Genomic DNA, 14,536 nt, shown 5'->3' with positions numbered 1-14,536 from the left:
GTTCAAACCGATTTCCTAAAGGAATAAGTCACAGGTTATGGTAAGTTGTCGTCTGCCTCGTGTCAGACGGCTTTTTAAGTGGCTTAATCAATGATGTTATCGATTTAGCTAAAAGGGAAACCATCTCTTAACGCATGCTTTTTTGAGTTCTGCCTGCTTTAAGGTGACGTTTTTCTACGGAAATTTTGCTATAATCAGTTTCTGAAAAAAGGTTAGAATCTTACCCGACTCCCTCAATTTATGGAGGGATTTGTCCCCTATTTACCCTTAGTGTTATAGACAGTTACTGATACCATTATTACTGAAAATCTGAAGTGTAAAAGAGACACTGGTTTTACCTTATGCGAATATTAATAACTGATAGATGCCAGCGCAAAGGACTTCCTCTGATCAGTGAATCGGCTTTAAAGGTCACCAAAGACAATATTGGCATTCGTATCATTCTCAGTGGTAATGGCTGAAAATCTCTGCCCATTCCTGTCCATAAGTGCCTAAGGAAAAGGATTAAAAATGGTATATCATCGCATTTTCTAAGGATTTAGTGTAAAATAGTAAGGTAAAAGTTTAGAAGAATTAGTAATGAAAAGATAAAAAATGAACGAAAACATTGGATATGGCAAGGCGCATAGCAAAATTATTTTAATGGGGGAACATGCTGTTGTGTATGGTTACCCAGCTATTGCTTTGCCTTTAACAGATATTGAAGTGGTTTGTCAGATTTTGCCAGCTGACAAGCCTCTGGTTTTTGATTTTTATGATACCTTATCAACAGCCATTTATGCTGCCTTGGATTATTTGCAGCGACTGCAAGAACCCATCGCTTATGAGATTGGTTCACAAGTGCCACAAAAGCGTGGCATGGGGTCTTCGGCAGCTGTTTCTATTGCAGCTATCAGAGCCGTTTTTTCTTATTGCCAAGAGCCTCTCTCGGATGATTTGTTGGAAATTTTAGTCAACAAGGCAGAGATCATTGCTCATACCAATCCTAGCGGTTTAGATGCCAAGACTTGCCTTAGTGACCATGCCATTAAATTTATCCGAAACATTGGCTTTGAAACTATCGAAATCGCCTTAAATGCTTACCTCGTCATTGCAGATACAGGGATTCACGGCCATACACGTGAGGCTGTTAATAAGGTAGCACAGTTTGAGGAAACGAATTTACCCTACCTGGCTAAACTAGGAGCTTTGACAGAAGCCGTTGAAAGAGCGATTAACCAAAAAAATAAGGTGGCCATCGGTCAGCTCATGACACAAGCACATTCTGCTTTAAAGGCTATTGGCGTTAGCATCGGCAAGGCTGACCAACTTGTGGAGGCTGCCCTAAGAGCAGGTGCTTTAGGTGCTAAAATGACAGGCGGTGGCTTGGGTGGCTGCATGATTGCTCTAGCAGATACCAAAGACATGGCCGAAAAAATCAGCCACAGATTAAAAGAAGAAGGAGCTGTAAACACGTGGATCCAAATGTTATAACCGTAACATCCTATGCTAATATTGCTATTATCAAATATTGGGGAAAAGAGAATCAAGCTAAAATGATTCCCTCGACCTCAAGTATTTCGTTGACTTTGGAAAACATGTTCACTACAACCAGCGTTTCTTTCTTACCAGATACGGCAACCAGTGACCAGTTTTACATTAATGGTGTCTTGCAAGATGAGGAAGAACACACCAAAATTTCTGCTATCATTGACCAGTTCCGTCAAACAGGCCAGCCTTTTGTAAAGGTCGAAACGCAAAATAATATGCCAACAGCCGCTGGTTTGTCATCAAGTTCCAGTGGCTTATCAGCCTTGGTTAAGGCCTGTGACCAATTATTTGACACCCAGCTAGATCAGAAAGCTTTAGCCCAAAAGGCTAAATTCGCCTCAGGGTCATCTTCCCGTTCTTTTTTTGGTCCAGTTGCTGCTTGGGACAAAGATAGTGGTGCTATTTACAAAGTTGAGACTGACTTGAAAATGGCCATGATCATGTTGGTCTTAAATGCTGCTAAAAAGCCAATTTCTAGTCGAGATGGCATGAAGTTATGCCGTGATACCTCAACCACATTTGACCAATGGGTGGAAGCGTCAGTCCTTGATTACCAGAACATGTTAACCTATCTCAAAGCCAATGATTTTGAAAAAGTTGGTCAGTTAGCAGAGGCTAATGCTCTGGCCATGCATGCAACGACAAGAACAGCTAATCCCGCTTTTTCTTATCTGACAGAAGAATCTTATCAAGCGATGGAAGCTGTTAAAAAGCTTCGTCAAGAAGGTTTTGCTTGCTATTTTACCATGGATGCAGGCCCAAATGTGAAAGTCCTATGTTTAGAAAAAAACCTCGCTCAGCTGGCAGAAAGACTTGGCAAGGATTACCGTATTATCGTTTCAAAAACAAAGGATTTACCAGATGTCTAATTATCGTGTGCAAACAGGTGGGAAGTTATATCTTACAGGCGAATATGCTATCTTAACACCAGGGCAAAAGGCCTTAATCCACTTTATTCCACTGATGATGATAGCAGAAATTAGCCCAGCAGCCTCTATTCAGCTAGCCTCAGATATGTTTGTCCATAAAGCGGACATGACACCTGATGTCTCTTATGCACTGATTCAAGCGACGGTTAAGACCTTTGCTGATTATCTAGATCAGTCGATTGACCAACTGGAGCCATTTTCCTTGGTCATAACAGGAAAACTCGAACAGGATGGCAAAAAATTTGGTATTGGTTCAAGTGGTAGTGTCACTCTCTTAACCTTAAAGGCTTTAGCGGCTTATTACCAGATTACTTTAAGTCCAGATTTACTCTTTAAGCTAGCTGCTTATACCTTGCTTAAACAAGGAGATAATGGGTCTATGGGGGATATTGCCTGTATCGCTTACCAGACTTTAGTAGCCTATACCTCCTTTGACCGAGAGCAGGTCAGTCACTGGCTGCAGACCATGCCCTTAAAAAAACTTCTAGCCAAAGATTGGGGATACCATATCCAAGTCATTCAACCAGCCCTGCCTTGTGATTTCTTGGTTGGTTGGACTAAAATACCTGCTATTTCAAGGCAGATGATTCAACAAGTGACAGCGAGCATCACCCCAGCCTTCTTAAGAACAAGTTACCAGTTAACGCAATCAGCTATGGTAGCCTTGCAAGGAGGTCATAAAGAAGAACTCAAGAAAAGTTTAGCAGAGGCAAGTCATCTCCTAAAAGAGCTTCATCCAGCTATCTACCACCCTAAGCTAATAACCTTGGTGGCTGCCTGTCAGGATCAAGATGCTGTTGCTAAATCTTCAGGTTCTGGTGGTGGAGACTGTGGCATCGCTCTTGCCTTTGAACAGAAAGACAGAGATACCCTTATTTCCAAATGGCAAGAAGCTGATATTGTATTACTTTATCAAGAAAGGTGGGGAGAGAATGACCAATCGTAAAGATGATCACATCAAACATGCCCTCAAGTACCAATCGCCTTATAATGCTTTTGATGATATGGAACTCATACACCATTCCTTACCTAGCTATGATTTGACAGATATTGATCTCAGTACCCATTTTGCCGGACAAGACTTTGACTTTCCCTTTTACATCAATGCCATGACAGGAGGAAGTCAAAAAGGCAAAGCTGTTAATGAAAAATTGGCCAAAGTAGCAGCAGCAACAGGTATTGTCATGGTGACAGGATCTTATAGCGCTGCTTTAAAAAATCCTAACGACGATTCTTACCGTTTACATGAGGTGGCAGATAATTTGAAACTAGCCACAAATATTGGTCTAGATAAGCCTGTGGCATTAGGACAACAAACAGTTCAAGAAATGAAGCCCCTCTTTTTACAGGTTCATGTGAACCTGATGCAAGAATTGTTAATGCCAGAGGGTGAGCGAATATTTCATACCTGGAAAAAACACCTCGCTGAATATGCTAGTCAAATACCAGTTCCCGTTATTCTTAAAGAAGTTGGTTTTGGTATGGATGTCAATAGTATCAAGCTAGCACATGAACTAGGTATTCAAACCTTTGATATTTCAGGAAGAGGAGGAACTTCCTTTGCCTATATTGAAAATCAAAGAGGAGGAGACCGCTCTTACTTAAACGACTGGGGACAAACCACGGTTCAGTGCTTATTGAATGCACAAGAACTGATGGACCAAGTGGAAATCTTAGCTTCGGGTGGTGTTAGACAGCCCTTGGACATGATTAAATGTTTTGTCTTAGGAGCGCGTGCAGTTGGACTCTCTCGCACCATTTTAGAGTTGGTTGAAAAGTACCCAATCGAGCGCGTAATCGACATCGTTAACGGTTGGAAAGAAGATCTTAAACTCATCATGTGTGCCCTAGACTGCCCAACGATTAAAGACTTACGCCAAGTCGATTACCTCCTTTACGGTCGCTTATACCAAGCTAATCATTAAAAAACCACCTCTTAATCTTGTGATGATTAAGAGGTGGTTTGCTGTAAAAGCCTTAATAACAACCAAAAACAAGTATTTAAAAATAAGGAGAAAGAGATAATTTCCAAAGTTCAAAGCTTTCTTAATGTAGACATAAAGTTAAGTGGGCACGAAGAAAATAATTATGCCAGGAAAAAGCTTTGATAAGACATTTAAATTATCTGTTGTGAAACTCATTATTGAAGAAGGGTGATCTGTAAAACTGGTTAGCTCAACTTTAAGCATTCATCTAAATAGTCTTTATCGTTGGGTTCAAGAATATGAAAAATAGGGAGAAAGTGTGTTCCCAGAACATGGGAGCGCGCTTCGTCATGCTCAATTCGAGATAAAAAACTTGAAAAAGAGAACAAGATGCTACAGGAGGAATTAGTTCTTCTAAAAAAGTTTCAGGTCTTCTTGAAGCCAAATCGGAAATAAAGTTTCGGTGTCTGAAGAAAAATAGCGCTAGCCTAACCATTCATCAGGCTTATCAAACTTTTCAAGCGTCCCGCTCAGGCCTCTATGTTCATAGAAAATGACTTTAATCATTTCCTTCAAGGTCTCGTTCTCAATCTGTCTTGAAAATCGGCGACGCTTTAAATAAGCATAGAGAGCGTTACGGAAGTGTACGAATTACTCAGGAACTTTGTAGACGTGGCATTCATGTCAATCATAAGAGCGTATCGGTAGACTCCTTCATGAGCTTTGTCTCTATGCTAAAGGAAGTCGAATACTATAAATACTATAACCGTCGGCCTTCTTCATTGACACGACCAAACTTGATTAATCAGTGTTTTCAAATAAAGGGTAAACATGAAATCTGGTATTGTTAGATTTTTGTCTAACGATAGGAAGCAGGTCACTGCTTGTTTGGGAGGGCTGAGACTTTTGCTTTGAAAAAGTAACTTATTTTTGACCAGATAGGTTTTATCATTGCCTTAGTTTTTTTAAGTACATGTCAGCTTTTTCAAGATTCATAGGTTTGTCTGTCAACAAGGATTTGATCAAAGGCATCATTTCTTCTTCCTTGGCCCCTGCTAAAAGAGCCAGCGATTTGGCGTGAAGTTTCATGTGGCCAGCTTGTATTCCTGAGGAGGTTAGGGCTTTCAACGCCGCAAAATTTTGAGCCAAACCAACGCAAGCAATGACCTGTGCCAAGGTTTTAGCATCTGGTTGATTGAGAAGGTCATGGGCAAGCGCCACAGTAGGATTAAGACCGATGGATCCTCCTTTACTGGCAATGGGCATAGGGAGAGTCATGTGACCAAGAAGAACTTGCTTATCTTGATCAAATTGCCACTGAGTAAGTCCTTGATAAGAACCATTCCTTGCGGCATAAGCATGGGCCCCTGCTTCAATAGCCCGCCAGTCATTTCCTGTTGCCATCACCACCGCATCAATACCGTTAAAAATCCCTTTATTATGGGTGGTAGCGCGGTAGGGGTCCACTTGAGCCAGTTGACTTGCTAAGGCCATTTTTTTGGCTAATTGCTGGGCTTCTGCCTTGTCACGGCTCAAAAAGCGAATATCAACTTGACAACTAGCTGTCACTAGGGACTCCGTTGCGTAATTAGACAGGATAGCCATCAAACTGTGACCTTTGGACAGTGCCTCTAGGTCGGGGACTAGGGCTTCCATCATGGTATTGACCATATTGGCTCCCATAGCTTCTTGAGTATCTACTGTTAGATAGAAAATAAGAAAAGTTCCCTTTTCTTCCAGACGAATTTCTCTAGCTCCACCCCCTCTTTTAACAATAGACGGGTAAGCCTCATTCGCCATGGCAATTAGGTCTTCTGACTTGGCGAGAATAGCTGTCTTAGCCATATCCATATCATGGATACCATACAAGGCAACTTGCCCAATCATTTGTCGATTGAGGACTTCTGCCTTAAAGCCACCTGAACGTTTAATGAGTTTAGCAGCAAAGGAAGCAGCAGCCACCACCGAGGGTTCTTCTGTTACAAATGGTACTTGATAAGTCACCTCATTGATTAGAAAATCTGGTGCAATGCTAAAGGGTAAAGCAAATCGCCCTAACACATTTTCTGTTAAGTGATTGGCCGTTTCAATGGGTAAGAGCTTGTCTGCTTTCAATTGCTTGAGGTGCTTAGGGCTGAGGAGTTTAAAGTGATCGATAAGTTGCAGTCGTTCTTCAAAAGTTTTCTTTGAAAAACCTGCCCAGTTAAGATTAGTTTTTGTCATTGATTTGATAGAGTCGTTGATTATCTTTGATTTCCGTTAAGGCAAATTTGCCAGTTAAGTAAGTTTTAAAATGAGTATTGCCATCTTTATCTAGTTGGGGTTCTTCGTAGAAAAGTTCTTCGTATTTGGCAACTGAAATGCGTTGGCGTTGGTCTAAAATTGCCTGACGATTAGTCATTAACATCTTGTCGTAGCCCGCTACTAATTGCCCTGAAAAAATTTCACTAACTGCTCCAGAGCCATAACTAAAGAGACCAATTTTATCACCTGCTTGTAAAGCGTTGCTATTTTCAAGAAGTGATAAGAGACCTAAATAAAGAGAGCCTGTGTAGATATTGCCAATTTGCTTGCTGTACACAATAGACGCTTGGAAGGCTTCCAATAAACGCTCTCTGTGGTCAACAGGCAAGGAATCGTCCATCATTTTATTGAGTCCTTTTAAGGCCAATTTCGGGAAAGGAAGATGGAAACAAAAGGCAGCAAAGTCAGTTAATTGAGCAGCTTCTTTTTCTTGGTAAGCTTGCCAAGTGGTTTTCAAAGAATCTAAATATTGCTTGGTAGAATAAATTCCATTAACAAAAGGTGTTGAACTATAATTGGGCCGCCAAAAGTCCATAATATCACGGGTTTGAGCCATGTTGTCATTATTTAATTTAAGAATACGGGGATTGGCGGTGACTAGGAGGGCTATGCTTCCAGCACCTTGTGTGGCTTCGCCAGCAGAATCAATCCCGTATTTGGCAATATCACTAGCAATAATAAGGACACGCGATTCTGGTTTGGCAGCGACATGCAATTTAGCATAATCTAGGGCAGCTGTTGCGCTATAACAAGCCTCTTTTACCTCAAAAGAACGTGCAAAAGGCTGAATGCCCATCAAATGGTGAACATAAATAGCAGCAGCTTTGGATTGATCAACACTTGTTTCTGTTGCTAAAATAACCATATCAATGTTAGCCTTGTCTTCATCAGTTAAGATTTGGTCAGCTGCAGAAGCAGCTAAGGTGATAATATCTTCTGTGATTGGCGTTACACTGAAAGCTTCAATCAGTAATCCCTGACTAAATTTTGCGGGATCTGTTTGACGAGCAAGAGCCAAGTCTTCCAATTTTAAGACATATTGACTGGTCGCAAAACCAATCTTATCAATTCCGATTTTCATAGTTGTCCTTCTTTATATCCATTTTTGTGATCTTATCCATTTTATCACATTTTATACCAAAACTAGTCTGATAAAGTTATTAGTTTTATCTTTCAAATCAAAAACCACTCATCTTGCCTATAGTAGGTGCTTTGATTTTTTCTTCTGGTGTTTTTTAAGAAAATTAGTTAGAATAGTGTGAAGTGTGGTTACAGAAAGGGATTTGAGATGACAAAAGCAGACCAGATTTTTAAAGCTAATATTCAAAAAATTATGGACGAAGGTGTCTTTAGTGAGCAAGCACGTCCCAAGTACAAAGATGGCCGCACGGCTAATTCTAAATACATCACAGGGGTCTTTGCAGAGTATGATTTAGCTAAGGGAGAATTTCCCATTACAACTTTACGTCCAATCCCCATCAAGTCAGCGATTAAAGAATTATTGTGGATTTATCAAGATCAGTCCAACAGTCTGGACGTTTTGGAAAATAAATACAATGTTCATTATTGGAACGAATGGGAGGTTGGCCAAACACGTACAATCGGACAGCGTTACGGTGCTGTGGTTAAAAAGCATGATATTATTTCAAAAATATTAGACCAGTTGGCAGAAAACCCTTGGAACCGTCGTAATGTTATTTCCCTTTGGGATTATGAAGCTTTTAAAGAGACTGAAGGGCTATTGCCATGTGCTTTTCAAACCATGTTTGATGTCAGACGTGTCGATGGTGACCTTTATTTAGATGCTACCTTGACCCAACGCTCTAATGATATGTTGGTTGCCCATCATATCAATGCCATGCAGTACGTTGCCTTACAGATGATGATTGCTAAACATTTTGGTTGGAAAGTTGGCAAATTCTTTTACTTTGTCAATAATTTGCATATTTATGACAACCAGTTTTCTCAAGCCCAGGAATTGTTAGAGCGCCAACCGACAGACTGTCAGCCTAAGCTTGTTCTAAATGTTCCAGATGGTACTAATTTCTTTGAAATAAGGCCAGAAGACTTTGAGTTGCAAAATTATGAACCTGTCAAGCCACAGTTGCGTTTTGACTTGGCCATCTAAGGATAATTTGGATTTTTTGTGAGCATTTTATCACGAAATTTGATAAAATAAGTAAAGTTCAAGGTAAAGGTAAAAACAAATGACAAAGGAAATAATTGCGATTTGGGCAGAAGATGAAGCAGGTCTTATTGGAGTTGATGGTAAGTTACCATGGCATTTACCAAGAGAATTACAGCATTTTAAAGAAACCACCCTGCATCAGGCTATTTTAATGGGGCGCGTGACCTTTGACGGCATGAACCGCAGGCTGCTTCCTAATCGTCAAACCCTTGTCATGACAAGAGACGTGACCTATCAAGTGGACGGGGTTGTGACAATGACCAGTGTCGAAAAAGTATTGGATTGGTACCATTCCCAAGAAAAGACACTATATATTATTGGCGGAAGCAAGGTTTTAGAAGCTTTTGATGGCTACTATAATTGTGTGATTAAAACAGTTGTTCACCATCAGTTTGAAGGGGATACCTATCGACCCAACCTAGATTTAAGACACTTTGTTGAAGAAAGTCAAACTTTTTATCCTAAGGATGAAAAAAATCCTTATGATTTTACCGTCACTGTCTTGAAACATCAATAGTATAGGGAGAAGATAGGCAATGCAGCGTAGTATTTTTGGAGTATTTACGGCCTTTTTGTGCGCGATTTGTGTTCTATGTGCTATTCCAGCCTTTAGGAAAAATCGTTATGGCTTAGGAATCCTTTTCTTGTTAAATGCTTTCACTAATCTGGTTAATAGTATCCATGCTTTTTATGGCACTTTGTTTTAAAGAAAAGAAATAAGAGTAGTGATTGATTGAATTGGGGAACTTGTCGTGACTGATGAGGCTGTCATGGAGAAATCGGCCTTTTTGAAAGCGATGTGAGCACATTAGCTCGTAAGAAAACGCGGAAATGATAAGAGAAAGTAAGAGAGAGTTATAGGAAATGGCAGGAAATCGTACTAACGATATTAAGGTATATTGTTCATTTTGTGGCAAAAGCCAAGATGAAGTCAAAAAAATCATTGCAGGGAACAACGTTTTTATTTGTAATGAATGTGTAGCCCTATCACAAGAAATTATCAAAGAAGAATTGGCAGAAGAAGTACTGGCTGATTTAACAGAGGTTCCAAAACCAAAAGAACTTCTTAATATTTTAAACCAATACGTGGTTGGTCAAGACCGTGCCAAACGGGCCTTAGCAGTTGCAGTCTATAATCATTACAAGCGTGTTTCATTTGCTGAAAGCCGTGATGACGAAGATGTTGATTTGCAAAAATCAAATATTTTAATGATTGGCCCAACAGGCTCTGGAAAGACGTTTTTGGCACAGACATTGGCTAAGAGTTTAAATGTGCCTTTTGCTATTGCAGATGCTACCTCCTTAACAGAAGCTGGATATGTGGGAGAGGACGTTGAAAATATCCTTCTCAAACTGATTCAAGCAGCGGATTATAATGTGGAGCGAGCAGAGCGTGGCATCATTTATGTTGATGAAATTGATAAGATTGCTAAAAAAGGTGAGAATGTGTCCATCACACGAGATGTGTCAGGCGAGGGAGTACAACAGGCTCTGTTAAAAATTATTGAAGGTACTGTTGCGAGTGTTCCTCCTCAAGGTGGGCGAAAGCACCCTAATCAGGAAATGATTCAAATTGATACAAAAAATATCTTATTCATTGTTGGTGGGGCATTTGATGGCATTGAGGAGATTGTTAAACAGCGTCTAGGGGAAAAAATCATTGGTTTTGGTCAAAACAGCCGTAAAATTGATGATAATGCTTCTTACATGCAAGAAATTATATCAGAAGATATCCAAAAATTTGGTCTTATTCCTGAATTTATTGGCCGTTTACCAGTTGTGGCAGCCCTTGAACAGCTTAACACCTCAGACTTGATCCAAATATTAACAGAGCCAAGAAATGCTCTTGTTAAACAATACCAAGCCTTGTTATCTTATGATGGTGTTGAATTAGAATTTGAGAAGGGTGCCCTTGAAGCCATTGCAAGTAAAGCGATTGAACGCAAAACAGGAGCACGTGGTCTCCGTTCTATCATTGAAGAAACCATGTTGGACATTATGTTTGAAGTGCCAAGTCAAGAAGATGTGACTAAAGTTCGTATCACCAAGGCTGCAGTTGAAGGTAAGGCAAAACCCGTTTTAGAAACAGCATAAGGAGACACCATGGCTGAAGAACAAGTTCTAAACACACATAATGCCTCGATTTTACTGAGTGCTACCAATAAATCCCACTACCCCCAAGATGACCTACCAGAAATTGCTTTAGCTGGACGTTCTAATGTTGGCAAGTCTAGTTTTATTAATACCATACTGGGTCGCAAAAATTTGGCGAGAACCTCAAGTAAACCAGGAAAAACACAATTATTAAATTTCTTCAATATTGATGATAAGCTTCGCTTTGTCGATGTTCCTGGCTATGGTTATGCCAAGGTCTCCAAAAGTGAACGAGCCAAATGGGGAAAGATGATTGAAGAATACTTAACCTGCAGAGATAATCTGCGTGCAGTTGTGAGTTTGGTTGATTTGCGTCATGCCCCTTCAAAAGAAGATATTCAGATGTATGACTTTTTGAAGTACTATGACATTCCTGCTATTATTGTTGCAACCAAAGCAGATAAGATTCCTCGTGGCAAATGGAACAAGCATGAGTCGATGGTTAAAAAGGCTTTGAATTTTGATAAAGAAGATACCTTTATCATTTTTTCAGCGGTTGACCGGATTGGTATTGATGACTCATGGGATGCTATTTTAGCACACCTATAAAGGAGTAGATGACTTGTTATCTATGAAAGCATTCTCAGCGGAGAGTGTTTTTCTTCTCAGCAATAGTGAGAACTTGCTGAGAAATTTTCCAAAGTTACTTGATGCCCTCTTGAGGACATGCTAGTATTTTTACATTAAGGAGATAAGTCATGACACAAGTAGCCGTAGGGCAGCCTAAAAGGAAGTCATTGTTATGGGACCAATGCAATGCCCTTTTTGTATTTATCCTTTTTCTCATCTTACTTGTTGTATTATTTGCAATCAGGTACCGCAATAGCTCTATTGAGGGCACCTGGAAGACAACCAGTATTGATCAAAAATTAGGAGATGATTTTGCAAAACGACTTACAGGCCTGCATCAAAGTCCCTTGATTGATGATAGTTTGTTAACATCATCTGAGATGATTTTAAAGGTTAAAGATAATAAGATTCACTTAAGTTTTCGCGTTCAGGTCGAAAAAGATGCCTTTGCAAAGCGATTGGCCTCCTACCATCAGCATGAATTACTAAGAACATTAAAAGAAAACCATTTAGTGATTGGTGATTTGAGTCCAGAAGAACGCCAGATTGTTGAAAGTAGCATGCCTGCCGACCATGAATTAGAATTGATTTTAGATCAGGCTTTTGAAAAATTGGCCTCTAATATTGGAGGTGATTACAATCATGAAACAGGGAGTTTATCGGCTGTCGTGATTAAAGGAAGGGTTAACAGAATCTTACATACGATTGATATTGAAGAACTCTCTACAGGACATACCTATCTTTCTAAGGGGATAACAAAGCCTAATGGGCATTTTGACTACACCCGCTTTGGCAAGAAACTTGAGTTATTAGGTGATGAAAAAATTATTTTTAAAAAGGTAACCAAAAAGAGCGCATCTAGCACTTAACTTAGTAGCTAGATAGGCTCTTTTTTAGTGGACAGTTAAGAAAAAAGAGAGATTTTCAGAGCTATTAAAAAAGGCGCAAGTTGTCAAGTCAAGTGCAACCAGTTCATAGATAACTAGAGTTCCAGAGGTTAAGCTGTTCGGGATAGCTCAAACAGGAATTTTGAGGATTGGTATTGAAGAAGTCGTTTTGGGCGCTCATTGATGGCAGTAATATAATTGTCAAGTTCTTCAGAGGTTAGTGGATTAAGTGAGACTCCTTTAGGGACCTATTCTCTGAGGAGGCCATTGAAGTTCTCGTTTGTCCCTCTCTCATGCGAAGAATAGGGATGTGCAAAGTAAACGTCGACAGCCTCTACGTTTGAGAGTAAACTAAACCCAGAACCATTATCTGCTGTGATGGAGGCAATAGGGTACTGACTGATGAGATGCCTGACAGCACGGTTAATGGTTTGGGACCGCTTGTCTTTTAGCTTAACTCCTAGTGCATAGCGTGTCTGGCGCTCTACCAAAGTCAATATAACAGCTTCACCTTTGGTTTTCTTGCCAAGAACCAAATCAATCTCCCAATGCCCAAATTCAGAACGATCATTGTTATATTCTGGACATTCTTCGATAACTTTACCTAAAGTCTTCTTATTTGTCTTTGTGACTTTCTTAGAACGTTTTCTGATACGAACCATCTTAGGCAAATCGATTGGTTTACTAGCTAACAGCCCCTCTTTGATATAGCGATAAATCGTTTTGGTAGAGGGACGACTTCTGTTAGCCGTCAAGGCAGATTCTAATTGTTCAACGAACCTAGCGGAGCAGTCATTCAACTTGAGATAAGAACTCTTTTGACGATTGGTTTCATAGACAGGCTACCCACTATCAGTGAAATAGGCCTTGAAGAAGGTTTGCTTTCCATGCTAATCTTTTACCTGATCTACTGAACCAGGTTTTATTTCTCGGCAGATTGTAGAATGGTGACGACCCAGGAGTCGAGCAATCTCAACAGGTTTCTTTCCCATGTTAAGATAAGCAGCAATTTCACCCCGTTCTGTGGCTGAAAGATGAGAATAGGAGGATTTTCTTGTAGAATTAATGTTGGACATGTTTATCTGCTTTCCATACTGAATTGGGGAATTCTAGTATATCAGACGAACATGTCTTTTTTGTTGCACTTTATTTTACAACGTGGGCTATTAAAAATTAAATTATATGAAAATTTCCTAATAATTGATTTTTAACCCGTGGTGCTAGATAATTTCAAAATATCTCAAATGATAGGCTAGTACAATTTGCTCAAGTCGTAACTGCAGTCCTGCTAAACCTCTAGTCAGTGTGTGTTCCACATTAAAAAGAGCATAAAGCTCTGAGAAGCGTGTCTCAATGGTTCGTCTCATAGCCATCAGTTGCCAATGATTATGTTGGTTAGCTCCTGCCATGTTTTGACGTAAAGGAATCCATAGATGATAGCCTTTTTGACCCAAATAGTCTTTAAGGTCTCTACTAAGATAGCCTAAATCAGCTAAAATATAAAGTTGTCGGCAATTTTCGAGTAAGTCATCAACTGCTCTAATATCGTGAACAGAGGCTGGTGTCACAACATAATTCAGAATATAGCCTGATAAAGTGACCAGCATATGTACTTTGAAGCCGTAGAACCAAAGATGTTTAGAAGCATTGTAACCAATGTCTGCCAAGCCATTAAAAATACGTGTTCTATAGTTACGGACAGATTGACAAAGTGGTAAGGGGAAACTGTCTATGATAACAATGGCATCAGGAGAAATATGAGCAGTCATAGCTTGTCTGATGACTTGAACTAGCCAAATCAACTGTCTTGCTCGTCGGTTAAAACGGCTTCGTTCAAGTAATCTTCCACAAGGAAACAGTTGGCAGATACGATAGAAATGCCGTTGGGACCTTATCCTTAGTTCAGCTTGCAAGAGAAGCAAGACTAAGAGTGATTCATCTGAAACTTTAAATATGTTAACATTACGACGAAGCTTGAAGGCATCAGGACAATAGTCTTGATAAAATTTAGAGCAAATTTGAAAATTCTTTCCCACAGTCAAATGTGAT

13 protein-coding genes and 1 pseudogene are annotated in these 14,536 nt (G+C 39.9%); 10 read left to right on the top strand and 4 right to left on the bottom strand.

Annotated elements, in window-relative coordinates; translation table 11 throughout:
* Positions 1–594 precede the first annotated feature (594 nt).
* From mvk to EL097_RS11255, 5 genes are all read left to right on the top strand, one after another.
* Entirely contained in the window at positions 595–1,473 is an 879-nt protein-coding gene (mvk, locus tag EL097_RS09030; RefSeq protein WP_003048147.1) for a mevalonate kinase, read from the top strand.
* Positions 1,455–2,399, top strand: a complete 945-nt coding sequence (gene mvaD / locus EL097_RS09025; RefSeq protein WP_003048149.1) for a diphosphomevalonate decarboxylase — start codon at positions 1,455–1,457, stop codon at positions 2,397–2,399. Before mvk ends, mvaD begins: the two co-directional genes overlap by 19 nt.
* Positions 2,392–3,405 (top strand): phosphomevalonate kinase, encoded by a 1,014-nt coding sequence (locus EL097_RS09020; RefSeq protein ID WP_003048150.1) that lies wholly within the window; start codon positions 2,392–2,394, stop codon positions 3,403–3,405. Before mvaD ends, EL097_RS09020 begins: the two co-directional genes overlap by 8 nt.
* Entirely contained in the window at positions 3,392–4,384 is a 993-nt protein-coding gene (gene fni / locus EL097_RS09015) for a type 2 isopentenyl-diphosphate Delta-isomerase (protein ID WP_003048152.1), read from the top strand. Before EL097_RS09020 ends, fni begins: the two co-directional genes overlap by 14 nt.
* A 596-nt stretch (positions 4,385–4,980) precedes the next feature.
* Entirely contained in the window at positions 4,981–5,235 is a 255-nt protein-coding gene (locus EL097_RS11255) for an IS3 family transposase (RefSeq protein WP_099983065.1), read from the top strand.
* Positions 5,236–5,332: 97 nt separating this feature from the next.
* On the opposite strand, the gene EL097_RS09005 is transcribed toward EL097_RS11255, so the two are convergent.
* Together EL097_RS09005 and EL097_RS09000 are read right to left on the bottom strand one after the other, a co-directional pair.
* Entirely contained in the window at positions 5,333–6,607 is a 1,275-nt protein-coding gene (locus EL097_RS09005; RefSeq protein WP_003048155.1) for a hydroxymethylglutaryl-CoA reductase, degradative, read from the bottom strand.
* Positions 6,594–7,769, bottom strand: a complete 1,176-nt coding sequence (locus EL097_RS09000) for a hydroxymethylglutaryl-CoA synthase (RefSeq protein WP_003048157.1) — start codon at positions 7,767–7,769, stop codon at positions 6,594–6,596. The genes EL097_RS09005 and EL097_RS09000 overlap by 14 nt, the downstream gene beginning before the upstream one ends.
* A 207-nt stretch (positions 7,770–7,976) precedes the next feature.
* Here EL097_RS09000 and EL097_RS08995 point away from each other — a divergent pair, with 207 nt between their 5' ends.
* The 5 genes from EL097_RS08995 to EL097_RS08970 all read left to right on the top strand — a co-directional run bounded on the left by EL097_RS08995 (position 7,977) and on the right by EL097_RS08970 (position 12,469).
* On the top strand, positions 7,977–8,816 hold the full coding sequence (locus EL097_RS08995; protein ID WP_003048159.1) for a thymidylate synthase: 840 nt from the start codon (positions 7,977–7,979) through the stop codon (positions 8,814–8,816).
* Positions 8,817–8,895: 79 nt separating this feature from the next.
* Positions 8,896–9,393 (top strand): dihydrofolate reductase, encoded by a 498-nt coding sequence (locus EL097_RS08990; protein WP_003048161.1) that lies wholly within the window; start codon positions 8,896–8,898, stop codon positions 9,391–9,393.
* Between the two features lie 347 nt (positions 9,394–9,740).
* The gene (gene clpX, locus EL097_RS08980; RefSeq protein WP_003048166.1) at positions 9,741–10,970 is read left to right on the top strand and encodes an ATP-dependent Clp protease ATP-binding subunit ClpX; all 1,230 of its coding nucleotides are present in this window, start codon (positions 9,741–9,743) and stop codon (positions 10,968–10,970) included.
* A 9-nt stretch (positions 10,971–10,979) separates the two neighbouring features.
* Positions 10,980–11,579, top strand: coding sequence for a ribosome biogenesis GTP-binding protein YihA/YsxC (gene yihA, locus EL097_RS08975; protein WP_003048167.1), 600 nt, complete (start codon positions 10,980–10,982; stop codon positions 11,577–11,579).
* Between the two features lie 149 nt (positions 11,580–11,728).
* Positions 11,729–12,469, top strand: coding sequence for a hypothetical protein (locus tag EL097_RS08970; protein WP_003048168.1), 741 nt, complete (start codon positions 11,729–11,731; stop codon positions 12,467–12,469).
* Between the two features lie 128 nt (positions 12,470–12,597).
* Here the strand turns inward: EL097_RS08970 and EL097_RS08965 are convergent.
* Positions 12,598–13,563, bottom strand: a pseudogene (locus tag EL097_RS08965) (IS30 family transposase).
* 144 nt (positions 13,564–13,707) lie between these two features.
* Positions 13,708–14,523 (bottom strand): IS982 family transposase, encoded by an 816-nt coding sequence (locus EL097_RS08960; RefSeq protein WP_099983066.1) that lies wholly within the window; start codon positions 14,521–14,523, stop codon positions 13,708–13,710.
* Positions 14,524–14,536 lie beyond the last annotated feature (13 nt).

The sequence above is a fragment of the Streptococcus canis genome (assembly GCF_900636575.1).
GTDB lineage: Bacteria > Bacillota > Bacilli > Lactobacillales > Streptococcaceae > Streptococcus > Streptococcus canis.
This window is presented reverse-complemented; position numbering and strand designations above follow the sequence as displayed.

Excerpts from the sequence above, each read along its gene's own strand:
- mvk (WP_003048147.1), top strand. The coding sequence starts at position 595 with ATGAACGAAAACATTGGATATGGCAAGGCGCATAGCAAAATTATTTTA.
- EL097_RS09020 (WP_003048150.1), top strand. The coding sequence starts at position 2,392 with ATGTCTAATTATCGTGTGCAAACAGGTGGGAAGTTATATCTTACAGGC.
- fni (WP_003048152.1), top strand. The coding sequence starts at position 3,392 with ATGACCAATCGTAAAGATGATCACATCAAACATGCCCTCAAGTACCAA.
- EL097_RS09005 (WP_003048155.1), bottom strand. The coding sequence starts at position 6,607 with ATGACAAAAACTAATCTTAACTGGGCAGGTTTTTCAAAGAAAACTTTT.
- EL097_RS09000 (WP_003048157.1), bottom strand. The coding sequence starts at position 7,769 with ATGAAAATCGGAATTGATAAGATTGGTTTTGCGACCAGTCAATATGTC.
- EL097_RS08995 (WP_003048159.1), top strand. The coding sequence starts at position 7,977 with ATGACAAAAGCAGACCAGATTTTTAAAGCTAATATTCAAAAAATTATG.
- EL097_RS08990 (WP_003048161.1), top strand. The coding sequence starts at position 8,896 with ATGACAAAGGAAATAATTGCGATTTGGGCAGAAGATGAAGCAGGTCTT.
- clpX (WP_003048166.1), top strand. The coding sequence starts at position 9,741 with ATGGCAGGAAATCGTACTAACGATATTAAGGTATATTGTTCATTTTGT.
- yihA (WP_003048167.1), top strand. The coding sequence starts at position 10,980 with ATGGCTGAAGAACAAGTTCTAAACACACATAATGCCTCGATTTTACTG.
- EL097_RS08970 (WP_003048168.1), top strand. The coding sequence starts at position 11,729 with ATGACACAAGTAGCCGTAGGGCAGCCTAAAAGGAAGTCATTGTTATGG.